The sequence below is a fragment of the Spirobacillus cienkowskii genome (genome assembly GCF_037081835.1).
Lineage (GTDB): Bacteria > Bdellovibrionota_B > Oligoflexia > Silvanigrellales > Silvanigrellaceae > Silvanigrella > Silvanigrella cienkowskii.
Genome location: NZ_CP146516.1, coordinates 740,841 through 759,757, shown reverse-complemented (window position 1 = coordinate 759,757; position 18,917 = coordinate 740,841). Strand labels below are relative to the sequence as shown.

Annotated in this window: 16 protein-coding genes; 11 read left to right on the top strand and 5 right to left on the bottom strand. The window is 32.4% G+C overall.

Features of this window, described 5'->3' with window-relative positions:
- Positions 1-32 precede the first annotated feature (32 nt).
- The gene (locus Spiro2_RS03370) at positions 33-4,421 is read left to right on the top strand and encodes a serine/threonine-protein kinase (protein WP_338637044.1); all 4,389 of its coding nucleotides are present in this window, start codon (positions 33-35) and stop codon (positions 4,419-4,421) included.
- Between the two features lie 164 nt (positions 4,422-4,585).
- Positions 4,586-4,792: a 50S ribosomal protein L32 gene (gene rpmF, locus Spiro2_RS03365; RefSeq protein WP_338637042.1), complete on the top strand. Its 207-nt coding sequence runs from the start codon at positions 4,586-4,588 to the stop codon at positions 4,790-4,792.
- A gap of 86 nt (positions 4,793-4,878) precedes the next feature.
- On the opposite strand, the gene Spiro2_RS03360 is transcribed toward rpmF, so the two are convergent.
- Together Spiro2_RS03360 and Spiro2_RS03355 are read right to left on the bottom strand one after the other, a co-directional pair.
- Entirely contained in the window at positions 4,879-5,001 is a 123-nt protein-coding gene (locus tag Spiro2_RS03360) for a hypothetical protein (protein WP_338637040.1), read from the bottom strand.
- Positions 5,002-5,033: 32 nt separating this feature from the next.
- Complete coding sequence (locus Spiro2_RS03355; RefSeq protein WP_338637038.1) at positions 5,034-6,596, bottom strand: hypothetical protein; 1,563 nt, start codon at positions 6,594-6,596, stop codon at positions 5,034-5,036.
- Positions 6,597-6,885: 289 nt separating this feature from the next.
- Between Spiro2_RS03355 and Spiro2_RS03350 the strand changes: the two genes are divergently transcribed.
- Positions 6,886-7,632: a substrate-binding periplasmic protein gene (locus Spiro2_RS03350; RefSeq protein WP_338637035.1), complete on the top strand. Its 747-nt coding sequence runs from the start codon at positions 6,886-6,888 to the stop codon at positions 7,630-7,632.
- Between the two features lie 10 nt (positions 7,633-7,642).
- Here Spiro2_RS03350 and Spiro2_RS03345 read toward each other — a convergent pair whose 3' ends face one another.
- Complete coding sequence (locus Spiro2_RS03345; RefSeq protein ID WP_338637033.1) at positions 7,643-8,341, bottom strand: hypothetical protein; 699 nt, start codon at positions 8,339-8,341, stop codon at positions 7,643-7,645.
- Positions 8,342-8,524: 183 nt separating this feature from the next.
- Between Spiro2_RS03345 and Spiro2_RS03340 the strand changes: the two genes are divergently transcribed.
- A complete protein-coding gene (locus tag Spiro2_RS03340) occupies positions 8,525-8,758 on the top strand; it encodes a hypothetical protein (protein WP_338637031.1) in 234 nt (77 codons plus the stop codon).
- 230 nt (positions 8,759-8,988) lie between these two features.
- Positions 8,989-10,713: a hypothetical protein gene (locus Spiro2_RS03335; protein WP_338637029.1), complete on the top strand. Its 1,725-nt coding sequence runs from the start codon at positions 8,989-8,991 to the stop codon at positions 10,711-10,713.
- Between the two features lie 9 nt (positions 10,714-10,722).
- On the opposite strand, the gene Spiro2_RS03330 is transcribed toward Spiro2_RS03335, so the two are convergent.
- A complete protein-coding gene (locus Spiro2_RS03330) occupies positions 10,723-11,361 on the bottom strand; it encodes a hypothetical protein (RefSeq protein WP_338637027.1) in 639 nt (212 codons plus the stop codon).
- A gap of 2 nt (positions 11,362-11,363) precedes the next feature.
- Positions 11,364-11,981, bottom strand: a complete 618-nt coding sequence (locus Spiro2_RS03325; RefSeq protein WP_338637025.1) for a hypothetical protein — start codon at positions 11,979-11,981, stop codon at positions 11,364-11,366.
- 204 nt (positions 11,982-12,185) lie between these two features.
- Here Spiro2_RS03325 and fni point away from each other — a divergent pair, with 204 nt between their 5' ends.
- The 6 genes from fni to Spiro2_RS03295 are packed head-to-tail and all read left to right on the top strand — an operon-like array spanning position 12,186 to position 18,916.
- Positions 12,186-13,289 carry a type 2 isopentenyl-diphosphate Delta-isomerase gene (gene fni / locus Spiro2_RS03320; protein WP_338637023.1) on the top strand — a complete coding sequence of 368 codons (1,104 nt, stop codon included), beginning with the start codon at positions 12,186-12,188 and terminating at the stop codon, positions 13,287-13,289.
- A gap of 18 nt (positions 13,290-13,307) precedes the next feature.
- Positions 13,308-14,621 carry a hydroxymethylglutaryl-CoA reductase, degradative gene (locus Spiro2_RS03315; RefSeq protein ID WP_338637021.1) on the top strand — a complete coding sequence of 438 codons (1,314 nt, stop codon included), beginning with the start codon at positions 13,308-13,310 and terminating at the stop codon, positions 14,619-14,621.
- A gap of 14 nt (positions 14,622-14,635) precedes the next feature.
- Positions 14,636-15,646: a hypothetical protein gene (locus Spiro2_RS03310; protein WP_338637019.1), complete on the top strand. Its 1,011-nt coding sequence runs from the start codon at positions 14,636-14,638 to the stop codon at positions 15,644-15,646.
- A 3-nt stretch (positions 15,647-15,649) separates the two neighbouring features.
- Positions 15,650-16,855: a diphosphomevalonate decarboxylase gene (mvaD, locus tag Spiro2_RS03305; RefSeq protein ID WP_338637017.1), complete on the top strand. Its 1,206-nt coding sequence runs from the start codon at positions 15,650-15,652 to the stop codon at positions 16,853-16,855.
- Entirely contained in the window at positions 16,855-17,892 is a 1,038-nt protein-coding gene (gene mvk / locus Spiro2_RS03300; RefSeq protein WP_338637015.1) for a mevalonate kinase, read from the top strand. Before mvaD ends, mvk begins: the two co-directional genes overlap by 1 nt.
- Entirely contained in the window at positions 17,864-18,916 is a 1,053-nt protein-coding gene (locus tag Spiro2_RS03295; protein WP_338637013.1) for a tyrosine-type recombinase/integrase, read from the top strand. The genes mvk and Spiro2_RS03295 overlap by 29 nt, the downstream gene beginning before the upstream one ends.
- Position 18,917: the final 1 nt, after the last annotated feature.

Here is an 18,917-nt window from a genome sequence, read left to right as displayed (position 1 = left end):
GGAAGACATATCTAATACTGCTTCGGAGAAACATGGATAACGATAGGCTGATTGCTCAAATTTCAATAAGAGAAGATGCAAGTGTCGAAAAAGTTGCGAGTCGCAAGATTAGCAGTCCAATTATTTCTCGTATGCAACGAGCTGATGAATTAAGAAAAAAAACTGTAAAAGTGGAAGGAATTAATAAATCACGATTTTTCAAACTTAAAATACAAGAGAGTTTTGAAAATATAAAAAAAGCGCTTCAATTCGAATATGGCGAAAACATGGAGCTGTTTTTTAGAACTAACGATTTTGAAGTCTTTTCTCGTTGGATTGAAGGAGTTACTTTATTTGATGCAAATAAAAAAGAAACTCCTATAAAAATTCATGAAATTTCACGCATAAAAAATCGACTTAGGTTATGGGTAAGAATTTTTGAAAATCTTTATTTTTATCATTCAAAAGGTATTATTCATGGCAATATCAAACCACAAAACATTTTAATTCGCGATCGCGCATCTGTTGATATCAAACAAACATATGAATCTGATTTTTTTGAAAAAAAAGAAGAAGTTCCACATATTGTTTTACTTGATGGAGGATATTTTCACTTTATACCTCATCATGAAGAAATTGAAAATATTGAAGAAAGAATTACAATTTCAAAAAAAATCACAGAAAGAAATTTTTGGATAGCTCCAGAAGCACGTGGTTTTATAGAAGGTTCTTTTGGAGAATGTTCTGATATTTTTAGCTTAGCAGCTATTATGGCTTGGGATTTTGGTTTAATTACAATTGAAGGCCCCTCTGTTCTTAATGCTCTTTGGCCTCTCTATGTTTCCTTAGATCAAAATGTATTTATTCTTGGCAAAGAATGGCATAAATGGACGGGAAAACATGCTATATTTGATACAATGAAGCGATTAAAAACTGTTTTGTTAAAGGCAGTCGATCCATTACCAGAAAATAGAATTAGTGACGCCAAAGAACTCGCATTTGAAATAATGATGATTTCAAATCGACTTGCTGACAATGTTGATATTCAAAATTTAACATCATTATACAGCACATTTCAACCTGAAAATAATGACAGCATAAATGAAAAAATTTTAAAAAAACAATTTAAAATTCCAGAAATTCTATGTGAGTTTTCTTTAAGTAAAAACAAACAAGATGCAAGCAGAATTTGGGTAGATGCAAGAACAACATCTGCTAGCAAACATCAATTAATGCGTAGTTTAAACATGGGTATGAGTATTATTAAAGTCAACTCATTTTATCATAGTGTTAAATTTAGTGCAATGAAAGTTCCATTTTCTTCTCTTGATGCTTTATGCCATGGTTTATTAAATCATACCGTTTTTTTAAATCCTACGTTTTTACAAGAGATGAAATCATTCTTGTTTAATCTTGGAAATCAAGTCGATTCTCTTTATTACGTTTTACCTTCTTTAAGAAAATATGGTGAGTCTAAAAATTCTATTAAAATATCTAAACAAAGCTCATTTGTACAAATTAAACATCAGTGGTTATACAATAGTATTGAAAAACTATTTGATAAAATTCTTACAGCTTCAAAAATAAATTTATTAATTGTAGATGATCTTAATAGATCCGATCATTCTTCACTTAAAATTTTAATTGAAATATTCAAAAAGAAACAAAATTCAATAAAATGGATTTTAGGAATTCGCTCTGAAGAAGAAATTTATGATGAAGAAATTAAAAAATCAATTTTACAATTAAAACAACAAGATTTATCATATTCAAACCTAAAAGACGAAAGAACAAAAAGCTATTGGATAACAAAACTAAATAAATTAACAAGTCAGCAAGCACGGTTTCTTGCTACATGGGCAATGGTGGATTTACAATTAAACTCAGATATTATAGAAAATTTAAGCAATAAAGTTTCTGTAATGCAAGAAATATTTTCTGATCACTACCACGAGGGAAAAGAGCAAGCTAGAAATTTGCAACAATCTGCAGAAGATCTCATATTAAATGAAGAAACAACAACAGAAAATACAACATTATCAGAAAACGAAGACAATGATCTAGAAGAATTAGCTGATAAAAAAAGAAAAGACCCCTTACACTTGGCTTATGAAGCGCTAAATATTGCGATTAAAATAGGATTATTCTCTGAAAACCGAGACGTCCACACTGGACAACTTATTTGTTATTATTGGGAACACCAGTATATTTGGCTTAGCCTCTCGTTATTACTTAATAAAGAAATAAAATCAAAAGTATATTTTATTCTTGCAGAATTTTTATGTAAAAATTCCAATGAAAAAACAACATTAAGTGATATTATCCATATTTCAGAATATCTCGCTCGCTCAAATCTTAAAATATATTCTTATAGCGCCTATGCTGCGTTAATTATGGCGACAGAAGAATTGTGCGACATAACTTCAACAGAGTTTATCATTGCAAAATTACAAATGCTTGGAGAAAGCATCGAAAAAGAGTGTCCAGAAGAAGCTCCGGTTTTAATCCCAAAAATTCGCGAGCACATTGCAGATCTGTCTCTTTCTTTAAGCCAATTTGACCAAGCTGATAAATACTACCAAGCAGTAGGTTGGAATATTACAAATCCTAAACGCAAAATTATCCTTTTGATGAAAAGTTTTTTTCCTTCTCAGATTAAAAAAAGAGAACGAAGAACAGATGAATTTTATAAACTTATTCATCAAGCAGAAGAATCAGAACTCGTTATCAGAAACTCTAAAGATACTAAACTCTCTCTGGCAAATGAAATTGAATCTGAAATTTACAAAATTCAAAAAAAGCTTTTAGAACAAGTGAGTTTCTCTAACGAAGAAGAAATAAAAAACAATAAAATATTACTTAGAAAAATTGTTGAACCAATAGATACCAGTAACTTAAAAGCTGACAAAACACTTTATTTACCCAAGGTCAAACCAATTCGCGGCATTGTTCTCGCTCAATTTTTAAGAACAAGTATAGGCTGGATTGACAATAGCATTCTTTTCCCAGAAATTCTTAACGTCTTATCTTTTACAATTGAAAACAACGATGGAGAAAGTACAATTAGTTTATTACTTTCTCTTATTTTATGCGGAGAAAGAAATTTAAGCCCAAAAATTCGATCTCTAGTTTTAGAAACAGTACTCGATCTCTCAAGCAGAATTGGTAATGATTTAAGTATCCTTGAAGCCCACCTTATGAAAGGATGGTGCTCCTTTTTTTACGATGGCAATCTTGCAGAAAGCAAAAAAAATATTGATAAAATTAATTCATATCACTCATTAGAGTTGCCTTTAACCATAAAACAGTGCGCTCGAAAGCTACAACTGCTTATTGAATTTGAGTCAATGACTATTGAAAACATTAAAAACTATTTAACCAATCCTCAAAAATATTTAAAAAAATTATCCGACTACAATTTAACGCACTGGGAAATTGGACTTGTTGTTTTTGGTTTACAACAAGGTCAACCTCACCTTAAAAAATTTAAAAGCGATAACTTATTTACTGCAAATATTTTAGACGAAAAAATAGATCAAATTTTACTTTATACAATTTTATTATTTGAAAAAGGTCATGCGCATGCTAGCTCTATCATTTCTCAAGAAGCCAAAGAAGCACAATTGAGACAGTGGTTTTTTGATCCAAGCTCACATATTGAATATATCCCAGAAAAATTTGCTCAAAAAATTATAGAATTTAGCAATCTCAAAAACCGGTTGGTGACAGGAAGCAATTCAAAACAAAAAATTTCTTTTATCAATTCTGTCCGCAAATGGGCAAAACACCTTAAAATCAAAAAAGAAACAGCATCACGCTACTGGGGAGAAGACAAAGCAATTATTAACAACTTAAAAATTGATAAAGCCAATACCCAAGATACAGAACGCCTTCATATTCTTGCGCAAAATGCGATTCGAGCAGGTTTTAATTGGACGGCATACCGACTTGCCCATAAAGCCAGAACAGAACTATCTGTAATTATAGAAGAAATAAGAGAAGTTGAAATTAATTTGCGAAGCAAATTGAATAAAGAAGACACGAAAACAATGATTCCAGAAAGTTCGATGCATTCTGCACAAGCCACAGAATCAATGAGAGTTCGAGAATATGAAAAAACAGGTGCTTATCCAGAACAAGGTGTTGCCATCAATTATGTTCTTGAGTTTTTGCATAATTTTCATGACTATATTGAGGATTCCAATCTTGGAGACGAAGAACGTTTGCGCCTTGCAGCGATGATCCGCAAGTCAATTCCAAAAGAAACTGATATCATTGAATCAACCTTAGCAGGAGCGCTCAGAGCATCTGCCAAACGCATTAGCCTTACACTGAATACAAAAGAGGACGAGGAGCCTTCTCATCGCTCTGATACCCTTGAAAATCCAGAAAACGAAGAAAATCAGCAAAATAACATAACAGCGCTCAAACGCACAGGATAATGATTGACATAAACAAATGACTCCATTATGAAGTTGAAACGTTTTGTTTACGCAATGTGATGCGGGGGAAAGCTCTGAAAATTATCACATTCGTTTTTGACTCAAATGTCATGTAGTTAAAAGTAAACTAAATACTTGAAATTGCAAGAAGAGGATAACCTAGTATGCCAACTCCAAAGAAAAAAGTATCCCGCTCACGCCGCAACATGCGCCGTGCTCACCATGCACTCAGTGCTATCAATCTTTCCAGCTGCTCAAACTGCTCTGCTCCGAGACTTTCTCATTCAGTGTGTGAGTCATGCGGCTTTTATAAAGGGCGTTTTGTTGCTAAAAATATTTTGAAATCAGATTTATTGGCTGTTTTACGCTAAACTGTTTTAAAATAAACAAAATAAAAAGAGGTGGGTAGTCTTTTAAGCTACCTCACCTTTTTTATTTTGCTTGTCCAGCCTCTTTGCTATTCTCTACCCCACACTTCGATAATAAAATCATTGAAATCTACATTACGAGGAGTGGCAACATACACCATTTCATTACCAGAACATAAAGCGTCATATCTCTTTTGAAGTCCATCAACCATAGACTCAAAGCCAGCATAAACAGCATTAAAAATCACAGGATCTGGCCCTTAAACCAAGGCTTATTACACATTAAATTAAATCTTACTTTTTTATCAGAGATTTCTTGATTGTCTATTGTTTTGGTTCTAAAGAAAATACTATGATATTTTCCACTATCAATAATACTCTTAATATCTAAAAAATCTTCTGAAGATTGATTTTTTTGACCCGGTAAAGGTATTTTACTAGATTTAACTTTAGCAATTAAAGTACCAAATTTTATATTCAATACAGAATCGTCATATTTTAACAAAATTTGTTGTAACATAGTTTCAGAATTTGCTAAACAATTTGATAAATCTTTATAGCACTCTTTGGAAAAATTTTGTAGTGAATCAATATTTTGCTGAGAATTTTTTATAACATCATTAATTGACTCTCTTTCTTTGTCTGTTAGACTTAAATTTTCTAAAATATTGTTAGCTACAAAATAATTATCAACTTCTTTTGATATTTTTTGATTAACTATTGTTCTTAATGATGAATAGCTAGTTGATTCTGCATAATTTTTAGTCCAATTAAATGATAATAAATTTTCTTCTTGATTTACAATATTCAACTCATCATAAGGCGTCGTATTTGAAGTCTCTACAAACCATGTCGCAATATTATTAGCATCAAGTTGAGAATAGAATGATTCAGAAACATATTGTGTTAATTTATTAATAGTATTAACACACTCTTCAATTTTATTTAAATTACAAGAATTTTTTGCGCCAACAATTCTTGTTAGCTCAATTGGCTTACCACCCAACTGAATTGCATATAAATTTAAATGCACACCTTTTTTTGTATTTTCATCAAGTTCTTTAAGATTGATATTAACTCCAATTTTTTCTCCAACTTTTAATACATTACTTGCAATACCGACTTTTGATTCAAAGCTTTTTAATAAACTAATGGAGTCAAAATTCAATTTTAATGTGATTAATACTTTTGCTGATAGCTTTTGCGATGTCACAACCTCATCACCGCATTTTTTAACAAACCGATAAGAATCAATCAGCTCTCCAGAATTGTTAAAATACTTATTTAAGTAAGGGTTAATTTTTAAACTATCATTAGGATTATTTACAAATTTTGCTTCGCCAAGTTTTACATAAACAGAATATGTTATTGAACGACTAAGACGACTCACTGCGGCTTCTTTAGAAAATTTTAATTCTGGTGAAATATCAAAACCTTTAATTGAAATTTCTGCAGAGCTACCAACATGCAACGCATTTTTAAAATCGTTTTCTTTTAAGTTTTCACTTAAATTTACAACTGTTCTTTCCACTTCTTTTGGATACTCTACATTTTTCTTTTCAAGACAAAATTCTGTAAATGAAAATCCCATTTTATTAAACCCTTGAAATATTGACGCTGGAGCGCTTTCTCCGGTTTTAATCAAGGTTTCCTCAGAATATTCATCATCATTATTATTTTGTGAACTGAGCATGTTTAAGTTTTTTAACTTAACCTGAGCTGTTTTAATGTCATCATTATTTTTACATGAAACAAAAAAAGTTGCTGCTAAAAATATAAAAATGTAATTTATTTTACTCTTATACATACTGCTCCTTTAAAAAATATAGTGTTGCAAAAAGAAATTCTAATGATTATCTACTAAAATTTAAAACAATTTCTCCTTTTTTTAAAAAATTAAAAAGACACAAGTTCCTTTGTATCGACGAAAAGTACTGATTATAATTTTTTTTTTTAATTATTACATATTTTTTTTATTTATTTATTTACACAAAGTTAACTGATTTTATAAAATTCTCTACTTTATTTTAATTTTCTACCGATAGATAAACATATGACTTGGTTTATTTAATTTAAGAAAGAGAGAAAGGAAAAACATGAAGAACCCAATTTCATTAAAAATTTTGTTATTTATCTCGTCTTTTCTAACGTTACAAGTAACGCATGCTAAAGATAAAATTACAGTTATTACCGAAGATTTTGTTCCTCCATTTAATATGGTAGAAAACAAGCAAACCATTGGAATTTCAACAGATATTATGAAAGAGTTATTAAAAAGGGAAAAAATAGAATTTACCCTTGAAGTGTTTCCATGGGCACGGGGATATAAAATGGCTCTTAATGAACCGAATACGGCTCTCTACTCAACGACACGAACTCCAGAAAGAGAAACTCTATTCAAGTGGGTTGGACCTCTTGCCTCAAATGACTGGGTCATGTTTGGAAAAAAAGGGACAAAAATTAAACTGAACAACCTAGAAGATGCTAAAAAATACACTGTTGGTGTTTATAATGGCAACGCAATTACAGATTATTTAATTAAAAAAGGTTTTCAACCTAAGAAAAACTTAGATATTGCAACAAACGACCAACAAAGCGCCTTAAAACTTGAAGCAGGAAGAATTGACCTTTGGGCATCGGGCTCAGTATTGGGGCCATGGACTGCAAAAAGAGCCAAAGCAGGACAGCTCACTCCACTTCTGACTTTTGAAAAAACAGAACTCTATGCGGCGTTTCACAAATCAGCAAGCGATGAGTTTATTAAAAAACTCAATACCACATTAAAGAAAATGAGAGACGATGGCACTGTTGCAAAAATTTACAACAAGTACCTAGGCCAATAATTTTATTAGCTTATCTCTTTACAATTCCTAAGGCGGTTTGATTTGGAAACAAAACCGCCTCGGGAAGCATAATGGTTCCAGGGTTTGTCACTGCATTGCAACCGGTTTGCGCTCTATTCCCCAGAACGGCACCAAATTTCTTAAGCCCCGTATCAACCTTTTTATTATCTAATACAATTAATACATAACTGTGATTAATTTTTAAATTTGCAAGTTTAGTTCCGGCTCCTAGGTTAGAGTCATACCCTAAAATAGAATCCCCTACATAATTAAAATGCGCAGCTTTCGCATAAGGCAGCAAAATAGAGCCCTTACATTCAGTGGTATGACCCACAACAGCGCCTTCGCCGACAAATACCGAACCTCGAATGTAGGCTCCATGACGAACCACTGCCTTAGATTCAATAATACAAGGACCGCTAATATAAGCACCCGCTTCGACAACAGCTCCTTCTTTAATGACAATATTTTCTAAATTTTCTAAAAATGCTGCAGGACTGACTTGACCTAAAATTCGATGCTGTGGCTCTATAAGTTGAATATTTTTTTGAATAAATTGAGTTAGAGTATTGCCCAACGCCTTCCAAGGATACTCACACTCTAATAAAAAAGATTTTAATTCTAGAGAAATATGCAATGCATCAGCTTGTTTTAATTCAAATAAAATATCATTGGTGACAAACTTAGACTCAAGACTAATTCGATGCATACACCCACTCCTCAATTAAAAATTAAAAAATACAAAACTCCTCTAAAAGCTATAAACCGCTGTTATAATTACACAGTAACTAAAAAAAAACACTCAAGATACCCTCTTTTTTTCCGAATAATAAGGAGATGTCTGCACAAAAACAGAGATCGCAAAACTATTCAGCTAAAAGGCGTGAATATTATGTTTGATAAAAATGATTTTAAAGAAAAATTTCGCTTTTGGCTTGAACACAATCAACACGCAACCTATGAAGAAGCTAAATTATTTTGTGATTTGCATATTCCAATTCATATTAAAGAACAATATTCATGGCTTGAAGAACAATCTTTATCTTGGTTTTTATGGCGAAAAGAATCACAAGAAAAAACAATACATTCTTTTGAAAACGATGAAGGATATTTTGAAGAAAATTAAAAACCCAAAAAATTATTTAACAACTTAAATTTTTTAATAATATAAATTTAACAATATTATTTTAAATATAAATTTTTATTTTTATTATTATTTTTAAATTTAAATCTTTAATTTTTAATTATACCTTAAAAAATTGTTATTTGACAACAATTAAATAAAAATATAAATAAAAGAAGTTAGCAATTTTGTCTTTTTTAGCTAATAAAAACTTTTTTTTAAGGTATAAGTACATGAATAAAAAAAATAATTTAGGAAAAATTAGCATACCATTTTCTTTGCTTTCAATTTTACTTGCAAGCTGTGGAAAAAACACTTCTATTCCAGAAGCCACGTATCAAAAATCAAAAGCAAGCTTTAACTTGAATGTTGCACCTTCTGCTAACTACGAAGCACAACCAGATGCACAAACAATTATTATTCCTGAAAGTGGTTGCGTTATTTTAAATTCTTTTGCAAATATCAATAACATTAAAAAACAATTGAATTTTGATAATATAAACCTATATTCTAGCGCATTAGAAAATTTTCAACTAAATGTTAAAGACCAATCATTGTGTCATACCACCACACTAATTCCTAACAAAACAGACCTTGCAGAGTTGGTGTTAAAAATTGGTGATGAAGTCTCTGAAACATTTAATATTAAAGTTCAATCATACCCTTTACCTCCAATAATTTTAAATTCTTTTACTAACGAAGTAAAAAACAATATTTACAATTTTTCTGTTAATATTAACAATAAAAATCAACCATTAAATCCTAAATTGTATAATATTAAATTTCTATCAGACAAAGGATCTACAATTGCTTTTGTTCCTGATGAATCTTTTGAAATTCGCGATTACAAAGACAATAAAATTGGTACAGTTCATAACCTAGATGATGGCACAACTCAATTTACGATAAACAATTCTTTTGATCATCAAATTCACAGTATTGTGATTGGCCATAAATTCAGCGTTGTTGCGAATAGATACATTATCAATACCAAAGAAAAATTATTAGTTCATGTCAACACTGATTCTTTTTTTGAAAATGAAATTTCTACCAGAGAAAGTGTATTTAATGATAAAATTAAAGAATTAAAAGAACTCTTTAATGCTCAAATTAAAAATATTTCAGAAGCACTTGCTCGTTATGTTACAGATACTGCAGATAAAATCGATACCCTAAAAACAACCTTGTCTAATCTAATCAATGCAAAATTTAATGCATTATCTCAAGAATTTGCTATTTTTAAAACAACTTTAGAGAATTTAGATCAATTTGTAAGAACAGAAATTGTTTCAATGAAAGCTAATATAAGTTTGGCATTAAGCCGTATTAATAGCTTAAATCTGCAAGTTGCAGATTTACAAATTAAAGATGCTGAACTTAACACAAGAATTACAAACACAGTAACTGAATTAAGAAATAAATTCAGTGAATTAGACAATAGAGTAACAAAAAATGAATCTGCAATTATAAATCTTAGCAACACAGAATTAAGGCAAATCAATGACAAAATTACAGAATTAAATACAATAATAAATGGCACAAATGGCCTCAACACTTTAATTAATCAATTGAAAAACGAATTCCAGAGTGACTCATCAAAAACAGCACAAATTCAAACACTACAACAAAGAATAGACAATATTGAGAGTCAGTTGAGCTCACTTAACAATAACATTAACAGTTTTATTTTAAAGAAAACCGAAATTTACAAAGAAACTTTACAGGCAATTTTAAGAGGTAAAGAGAATATTAAGCCAGTTATTGATGCTCTCGATAAATTAAACACAAATACTATTAAAACTAATTTAAGAGTTATTACAGCTCAATTAGATAGTTTAATCAATAATAATGATACTGCGTCTGATATTGAACGTTTAGATGAAGACCAAATTCTCAGTGTCACAGAAATCAATGATAGCCTTAAAGAACTTAATGATATTATCAACCCAACACTCTAATTGTTTTTCTTAAGCCCGCAATAAATTTTTGCGCATCGTGGCAAGGTAATTTTTCGCCTTGCCATTTATTTTAGAAAAATCGTAGCGGGTGGCATCCCAATTATCTTTAAATGCGATTTTTAAATGTTTAAATGCCATGGCTTCGGCATCAATATATAATTTTTTATTTTCGCCAAAAAAACGATCACCAATAAATACGGCATCACAAATATCATGTAAATTTTGCCACGTTAATGCCAATTTTTGTAATGAAGATTCTTGATTCCAGTGCATTAAACATAAAAATCTATCAATTTCTCCTAGCATCTCAAGTTCTAGCATTGAAATAGAAGTATTATTCAACACGGTATCCAACAACAATTTAAAATGACTCATTTCTTCTGATAAAACAGACAAACTATTAATAGAAATAGTCACATTATGTTCAAACTCATTTACAATTTTTGTCCCAAATTGCACACCAATAAAAAATTCTTCATTTGTTTTATCTTCTTCAAATAAAATTTGCCCGCTATGCTCAGGAATTGAGGTATTAGGAGGTAACAAAAATTCTTTAATAGAATTTGTAACCGAAAAACTATAATATTTTTCTAAAATTTTAAGAGTTTGGATGCAACTTAAAACAACTTTGTTGTTTGGCATTGCCATATTTACTGAACCTTACGGGTTGGAATCTTAACAGGACGCACCCCTCTAGAAAAAAGCTCCTTTTCTAGTTTTGCACTATTTGTATTCAGCCATGCATCATAAATACTTAAAATAGAACGCTCTTGATTTTGCTGCGACGTTTGTTCCGAAACATCAAGCAAAATATCAACAGCATGCAAAAAGCTCTCGCTCATTTCTTGATAAATGGCAGACATTGTCATTTGATAAGAATTTTTCCCTTTTAATAAATGCGCAAGCTCTTGGTATGCCGATTCACCCATGGTTACATAATACTTAATATCAAAACTTTTTTTATTAAAATATTCCTGAAAAAATCCAGAAAAATAGAGCGATGTATCCGCAATTTTTTTATATAAGGCAACTCTTTCGGCCGGAGGGCTTTCGAGTGCTTTTTTTAAAATTAAAGCCAAACAATTGTCAGAGTCTTCCGTTTCCGTTGCGCGCAAATAACCACACAACAAGTTAACAATATAATACTCTACATTTTCAGATAGCTTTAGCTTTTGGCGCTCTTGTGCCTCAACAACCATTTCGCGGAAAAATTGTGTTGGATTCACTTCGGTCATCCATAACACATTTGCATCCGTTTTGGAGCCCATGCTCCCTCCAATAATATCAATGATCTGACTATTTAAATTCTAATTTAGGAGAAATCGATAGTCAAATTCGCCTCTCTTACCTATGTCGTCATATTAAATAAACAGTTAAAGTGAATTTTAAATTTGTTTTTCTTGATTGTCTGCTTTTTTATGTTAAGTCATTGAAAGGTGTATTGAATATCTCAATTAAGGGAGCATTTGACTTTGTCACACTTAAAACCTCAAAAACATGAAAAATTGGTACCTTATATTGAAGATACGCCAAGTCTCATGGAAACACGTAAAAATGACCACATTCAAATTTGCCAAACGCAAGACGTCGAATCTCAAGCAGATCTCTTTGCAAAAATCCGTTTCATTCCCGAAGCATTGCCAGAATTTCATTTTTCTGATGTGGAAACCAGCCAAAGCTTTCTCAACAATACATTTAAGCTTCCAATTCTTATCACTGGCATGACGGGTGGAGTTGAAAAAGGTCAAGAAATTAATGAAGCTTTAGCCTTAGCAGCACAAAGTTTACAAATTCCGATGGGCTTGGGCTCCCAAAAAATGCTGCTCAAAGATGATAAATATCAAAAACTCTTTAATGTTAGAAAAGTAGCTCCAAACGTATTTTTAATTGGCAACTTAGGTGCTGTTAGTCTTAACTACGGTGTTACACTCTTTGACATCCAAAAACTGATTGATAACCTTGAACTCAATGCATTTGCCCTGCACCTCAACGCCCTGCAAGAATGCATTCAACCCGAAGGCGAAAGAAATTTTTCTAACTTACTCTCAAAAATTGAACAGATTGCTAAAAATATTTCTGTACCACTTATTATAAAAGAAGTGGGTTCTGGCATTGCTCCTACAACTTTGAAAAAATTAATTGAAGCAGGAGTTTCTGCAGTTGATATTGGCGGCATGGGGGGCACAAGTTGGGGTTACATAGAAGGGCTACGATCGAATTCTCATGGCAAACGACTTGGCGCCCTTTTTAAAAACTGGGGTTTAGCAACAGACGAATCTTTGATAGCCTGTACAAAGCTAAAAAATACGCTAAATTCTAATATACCTTTAATTGCAACGGGTGGCATTAGAAATGGTGTTCACGTTGCAAAAGCAGTCTCTCTTGGAGCCACAATGGTAGGAATTGGTTTACCTTTATTCCGTGCTGCGCTATCTCCTCTTAAAGGGGAAACGCCGCAAGATGCTGTCGAAAGAGAGCTTGCTTTTTTTCAAGACGCTCTTTCTATTACAATGTTTTGTACAGGAGCACGTAAGCTTTCTGATTCGAGTTCCCGCATCGTGTGGGCCTCACCATAATTTTAAGGGTATTAAAAAATGGGAAAAGAAATACACCATCTTCTTTCGCGTGCTACTTCTGTGTCTTCATCAGAAACGAGCTCCAAAGTATCTCAAAACCAACCTGCGTTGGCCTCAAGCCGCATTCCTAATTTTGCGCAAATGAACTCAAAACAACGTTGCCAAGCTTTAGTAACTCGAAATATTTTGACACCCGATGAAGCTCATGCCCTAAACGTTTCTGGTGCTTTACAAATAGAACAAGCAGAAAAATTTATTGAAAATTGTGTTGGAAGCTTTTCTTTGCCGTTAGGCATTGCAACCAATTTTTTAATTGATGGTAAAGAAATTTTTATTCCTATGGCAGTTGAAGAATCCAGCGTAGTGGCTGCAGCAAGCTTTGGCGCAAAACTGGCAAGAACCTGTGGCGGCTTTTTTTCAGAACCAACCGAAACCATTGCAACCTGCCAAGTGCAATTTATTGTCCCACCTTCATTTAATACGTATCAGGCATTTCATGAAAACTTAAAAAACAAAATTCATGAACTTGCAGAACTCTGCCAACCTCGCTTAAAGACGCGTGGCGGTGGGGTAAAAAGTGTAGAACTACGCGAATTAAACAAACCAGGCTACTTTGTGCTGCACATCAATGTCAACACCTGTGAAGCTATGGGAGCAAACATCGTCAATACCATTGCAGAAGAAGTGGGACGAAAATTACCAAGTCTTTTGCCCTGTACAGTGGGATCAAAAATTTTAACAAACCTCACTCTGCATCGTATCACTCGCGTAAAGTGTGAAGTGGAGTTTTCTGCCCTAGAAAGAGACGGCTACTCTGGCGAAGAGGCCGCACACAGAATTTGCTCAGTGTGGGAATTTGCCGATCTCGATCCATTTCGTGCAGCCACCCATAATAAAGGAATTATGAATGGCATTGACCCAATTGTTATTGCCACGGGCAATGACTGGCGTGCCGTAGAGGCTGGTTGCCATGCCTATGCGTCATTAACTGGAAGTTACAAGCCACTAACCAAATGGTTTGTCAATGAGAACAATCGTTTACAAGGCGAAATTGCCGTTCCTATTGCTGTAGGAACCGTTGGCGGGGTGACAGCGTTACACCCCACAGCAATTGCATGTTTAAAATTATTAGGAGCTCCATCTGCGGCACAACTATCTGCAATTATTGCAAGCGTTGGGTTGGCACAAAACTTATCGGCAATACGAGCACTTGGCTGCGAGGGGATTCAAAAGGGACATATGGCGTTACACGAAAAAAATCTCGAAATGATGAGACGTTACGACCACCTTCCTCGCATTTCTGTTGTTGAATCGCAAAACTCAGAATCATAAAGCCAAGCGTAAGCATGAAAAACGTACAAATTTATACCCCAGCTAAGGCATTATTATTTGGTGAATATGGCGTACTTTTGGGCGGCAAAGCAATTGTTGTTACTTTTTTTGATTTTTATTTTCATGTTTCTTTAACTTTAAAACAACAAGTTGCTTTAAATTCTATTATTGTTAAAAGTAAATTTTTTGAAAACGAAATATTACAATTTTCTTTAACTTCATCAACTTCTCTTAACACTATAAAAGACAATAAAAATTTATTTTTTTTCTTTCAACTTTTGCAACCTTGGCAAGAGCATTTAAATAATTATCAACTAGAAATTGAAATTTTGCATTCATACAGCCCCGCACTAGGCTTTGGTTCGTCATCAGCAATTATTGCAAGCGTTTCCAAAGGACTATGGCAATTATTTTATAATAATACAGAAAAATTTCTTGAATCATCTTTATTTTGGGAAAAAGTACGACAATCACTATTAAATATTCAAACATCGGGAAGTTGTTATGATGTTGCAGTGCAGCTTGCAGCATCTCACAATAATAGGACAAAACAACCAACCAAACTATGGTTATTTCAAAACCAAAAAAACTCTTGCATTCCTAAAATTGAACCGTTTTCAATTAATATACCTATTAAAAATTTGGGTTGTTTTATTGCAACTCAAATTTACTCAGAAACAACGCATGCTCTAAAAATTTTTAGTCAAGACGCAAAAAAACTTGATTATGCAACAAAACATTCAGCAATTGCCAACAAATTTCAAGATTGCAAAAATTTACAAGAGGTTGCTGCATTACTTGATAATTCTTTAGCACTTTCTAAAGAACAAAATATTATTCCAAAAAATAATAATCAATTAAATTTAATCATTTATGCTTTAAATGAAAAGAAAATTTCGTATAAAACAATGGGTGCAGGACACGGTGATTGCTTTTGGGTTTTGGCTTCAAAAGAAACTTTAATAAAAAAATGTTTCGTTGACGCCAATTGTATTCCTTTTAGTTTTGAAAGTATTGAGATTTAAAATATGCAACAAGTTTTTAATAATTCAATTCCTAAACATTTACAGTTATTGCAAGAAAAAATTGTAAATTTAAAAAATCAAGGCAAAATTGTGATTCAAAATGGAGATGATGGTTACGCTTCAGCACCAAGCAATATTGCGTTACTAAAATATTGGGGAAAAGAGCCTGAGCAAAATCAAATCCCTGTTAACTCAAGCTTAAGTTACACACTCGGTGGTTTTCGCTCTTATACAAAAGTGACTGCAGTTGGCCATTTTTTACCGATTCATACAGAAGCAAAAGCGAATTTTAAAAATTCACTCACTTTAAATAACAAAATAGAAGAAAATTTAATTACTGAAAAAATGGATCATTTTCTGAAAACAATTTTGTTTCCTTACGGAACAGAAATCGCTCTGCATGTTAAAAGTTTTAACAATTTTCCCACAGCGTGCGGCATTGCTTCAAGTGCATCAGGCTATGCAGCCCTTGTTGCGGCAATTGCAGATTTATTACAATTGCAAATGCATTTTTCAGAACAAGAGCTGTTAATTTGGCTTACCGAATGGGCTCGCTTAGGAAGCGGCTCTGCGACGCGCAGCGCCGTTCCCAACACTGAGGCATTGTTTGTAACATGGAATAAAACACAGCAAAAAAATTTAACCGCGACCACAACAACTGCAATCCCATTTCATGAAAATTGGAAAGATCTCCAACATTGCGTTTTTATTTTAGACGATAAAGAAAAAACAATTTCTAGCTCCAATGGACATCGCTATGCAAGCACCTCGCCGTTGCAAGCTATGCGCGTTGCAGGAATTCCTTGTAAATTAAAATTAATCGAAAAAGCGTTGATTGATTTTGATTTTAATTCTGTCGCCTATTTAACCGAAGATGATGCATTTGCGATGCATGCGATTATGCAAACAGGAACTCCTCCTGCATGCTATTTAACCCACGAGGTGGGTATGGTTATCGCAGAATTTATTAAACTCAGAAACAACACTCAATCTAAAGCATTTTGGACCTTAGATGCTGGCTCTAACATTCATATTTTATTTTTGCCAAGCGCGATTTCAATGCTTAAAGAATTTCATCATTTACTAAATACAAATCTTAATAAAAATATTCCTATATTAGTGAATGCATCACATAACGGACTTTCAATTGGCAAAGAGGCATTTGATTCTTTATCTAATTTAAAAACTCTCAAAGGAAACTTAGGATAATGCCAACTTCTCTTTTTACAACAGAAAAACCTCAGTTATTTGAATCAATGCTTACTGCCGAAGCCTCAGGAAAAACAATTTTAGTAGGAGAACATTCTGTTGTATATGGGCACGCCGCAGTGGCAATGGCGCTACCCGATGTGCGTCTTGTCATGCGGATGCACACTGCCCAAAATTCAACAGAAATTTCTTCGTGGGAACACGTTTGGCATACCAAAATTAAAAATAAAAATTTTGAACCCAATATCACAATGAAACAGTTATTACTCAAAGCATTTCAAAAAGCGTTATCTTTATGTGGGATGACAGAAAATATTTATGATTTTGTTCCGCAAAAGATTGAAGTGGAATCTGACATTCCTTTAGGAGGAGGGATGGGCGGCAGTGCTGCAATCAGCACGTGTTTTTTAAAAATTGCAATGCAGATTGCCCAAAAAAAATGCCACAACACATCGATATCGTTGTTAAAACAAATTGAGTTTGCAAACGAAATTGATTGTTTTTTTCACTCCGGAAAAGCGAGTGGACTTGATGCTACAGCTGTAGCCAGTGATGGGATTATCCAATTTAAAAAGGGAGCTCCTTATCAATACATTAAAAATGGGAAAGAATTTTGGCTTGGACTTGTTGATACAAAAGAACGCAGCGATACCGCACGCATGGTTCAAAATGTAGCGCAGTTAATTGAAACTAATCCAACAGAAACAAAAACTGCTTTAAATACTTTAGGCTCTCTTGCAGTACAAACAGAAATAGCGATCAAAAATGGCGAATTACAAAAACTTGCCAATATTTTAAATCAAGCACAATTTCAACTAGAAAATATTGGCGTTTCTACACCAAAAATTTTAGAAACAATATCTAAATTAAAACAATTTGGAGCTCTTGCGGCCAAATTAACAGGAGCTGGTGGCGGCGGATTGGTGTTAGGCTTATTTGAAAACAAACCCAATCAGCTTTATAATATTTTTGAGAATGATTGCATTTATATCACGAGAGTTCCCAAATATGATAAAAAATCTAACCTCACAGAATAAAAATCAAATAATAAAAAAAAATAATAATTTTTTATCAAATTTTATTCCATCAAAAGAATTTCTTGCTCAATGGACGCAAACTCCTTTATCAGAAAATATCACAGACATCATTATTCATTTTATAATGAGCTTTAGTAGTTTTCATACTAGAAGAAGTTATTTTAATGATTTAAAAGATTTTATTAATTTTACAGAAAAAAATAATACTTCTATTAAAATTATTAGCGAAATTTCAGAAAAAATACTTATCTCTTGGAATCAATATTTAAATCACGAAACAGAACTCACTCAAAAAAGTATCCGCCGCAAACTAAACACCATGTCTTCGTTATTTGAATTTTGCAAACAGAGAAAATTAATTGACTTTAATCCTATGACTTTTATTAAGAAACCTAAATACAATGAAGAAAGTAAAACAAATGCATTTACTCTGGATGAAGTTAAACAAATATTAAATTACTTAAAAGAAAAATGCGATTTAAATAAACATAACTATAAAAGCAATTTAAATTACAAAAAATACTTACTTAAATATACAGTTATACACACGCTTTTTGCTGTTGGAATGAGAGTTAATGAACTTTGTGAATTAAAAATAAAAGACATTGAATTTTCTAGTAACTTTTGCAAATTACATATGATTGCCAAAGGAAAAAAAGAACATTCACCAGTGATTAATCCTAAAACAGCCCTACTACTAAAAGAATATTTATCTACCAATAGAAACAATGCAAACGAAAACGAATTTTTATTTGTTCAAGCTCGCAATGTTCAGAAAAAAAATAAACTCACTCAAGTTGCAATTTATTATATGATCACAAATACCGCAAAAGAGTTAGGAATTAATAAAAAAGTTAGTCCTCACAGTTGCAGAGCAACATTAGCAACAATTTTACATAATCAAGGAGTGCCTTTAATTGAAATTCAAAATTTACTTAATCATAAAGATATTGCAACAACTTCAATTTATATAAAAAAGGCGAACGAAATAGAAGAATCTGCAGCACTAAAATTAAATTTTTAAC

Bases quoted from the DNA above. Each gene is read 5' to 3' on its own strand.
- Spiro2_RS03370 (WP_338637044.1), top strand. From the start codon at position 33: ATGGATAACGATAGGCTGATTGCTCAAATTTCAATAAGAGAAGATGCA.
- rpmF (WP_338637042.1), top strand. From the start codon at position 4,586: ATGCCAACTCCAAAGAAAAAAGTATCCCGCTCACGCCGCAACATGCGC.
- Spiro2_RS03360 (WP_338637040.1), bottom strand. From the start codon at position 5,001: ATGGTTGATGGACTTCAAAAGAGATATGACGCTTTATGTTCTGGTAAT.
- Spiro2_RS03355 (WP_338637038.1), bottom strand. From the start codon at position 6,596: ATGTATAAGAGTAAAATAAATTACATTTTTATATTTTTAGCAGCAACT.
- Spiro2_RS03350 (WP_338637035.1), top strand. From the start codon at position 6,886: ATGAAGAACCCAATTTCATTAAAAATTTTGTTATTTATCTCGTCTTTT.
- Spiro2_RS03345 (WP_338637033.1), bottom strand. From the start codon at position 8,341: ATGCATCGAATTAGTCTTGAGTCTAAGTTTGTCACCAATGATATTTTA.
- Spiro2_RS03340 (WP_338637031.1), top strand. From the start codon at position 8,525: ATGTTTGATAAAAATGATTTTAAAGAAAAATTTCGCTTTTGGCTTGAA.
- Spiro2_RS03335 (WP_338637029.1), top strand. From the start codon at position 8,989: ATGAATAAAAAAAATAATTTAGGAAAAATTAGCATACCATTTTCTTTG.
- Spiro2_RS03330 (WP_338637027.1), bottom strand. From the start codon at position 11,361: ATGGCAATGCCAAACAACAAAGTTGTTTTAAGTTGCATCCAAACTCTT.
- Spiro2_RS03325 (WP_338637025.1), bottom strand. From the start codon at position 11,981: ATGGGCTCCAAAACGGATGCAAATGTGTTATGGATGACCGAAGTGAAT.
- Spiro2_RS03315 (WP_338637021.1), top strand. From the start codon at position 13,308: ATGGGAAAAGAAATACACCATCTTCTTTCGCGTGCTACTTCTGTGTCT.
- Spiro2_RS03310 (WP_338637019.1), top strand. From the start codon at position 14,636: ATGAAAAACGTACAAATTTATACCCCAGCTAAGGCATTATTATTTGGT.
- mvaD (WP_338637017.1), top strand. From the start codon at position 15,650: ATGCAACAAGTTTTTAATAATTCAATTCCTAAACATTTACAGTTATTG.
- mvk (WP_338637015.1), top strand. From the start codon at position 16,855: ATGCCAACTTCTCTTTTTACAACAGAAAAACCTCAGTTATTTGAATCA.
- Spiro2_RS03295 (WP_338637013.1), top strand. From the start codon at position 17,864: ATGATAAAAAATCTAACCTCACAGAATAAAAATCAAATAATAAAAAAA.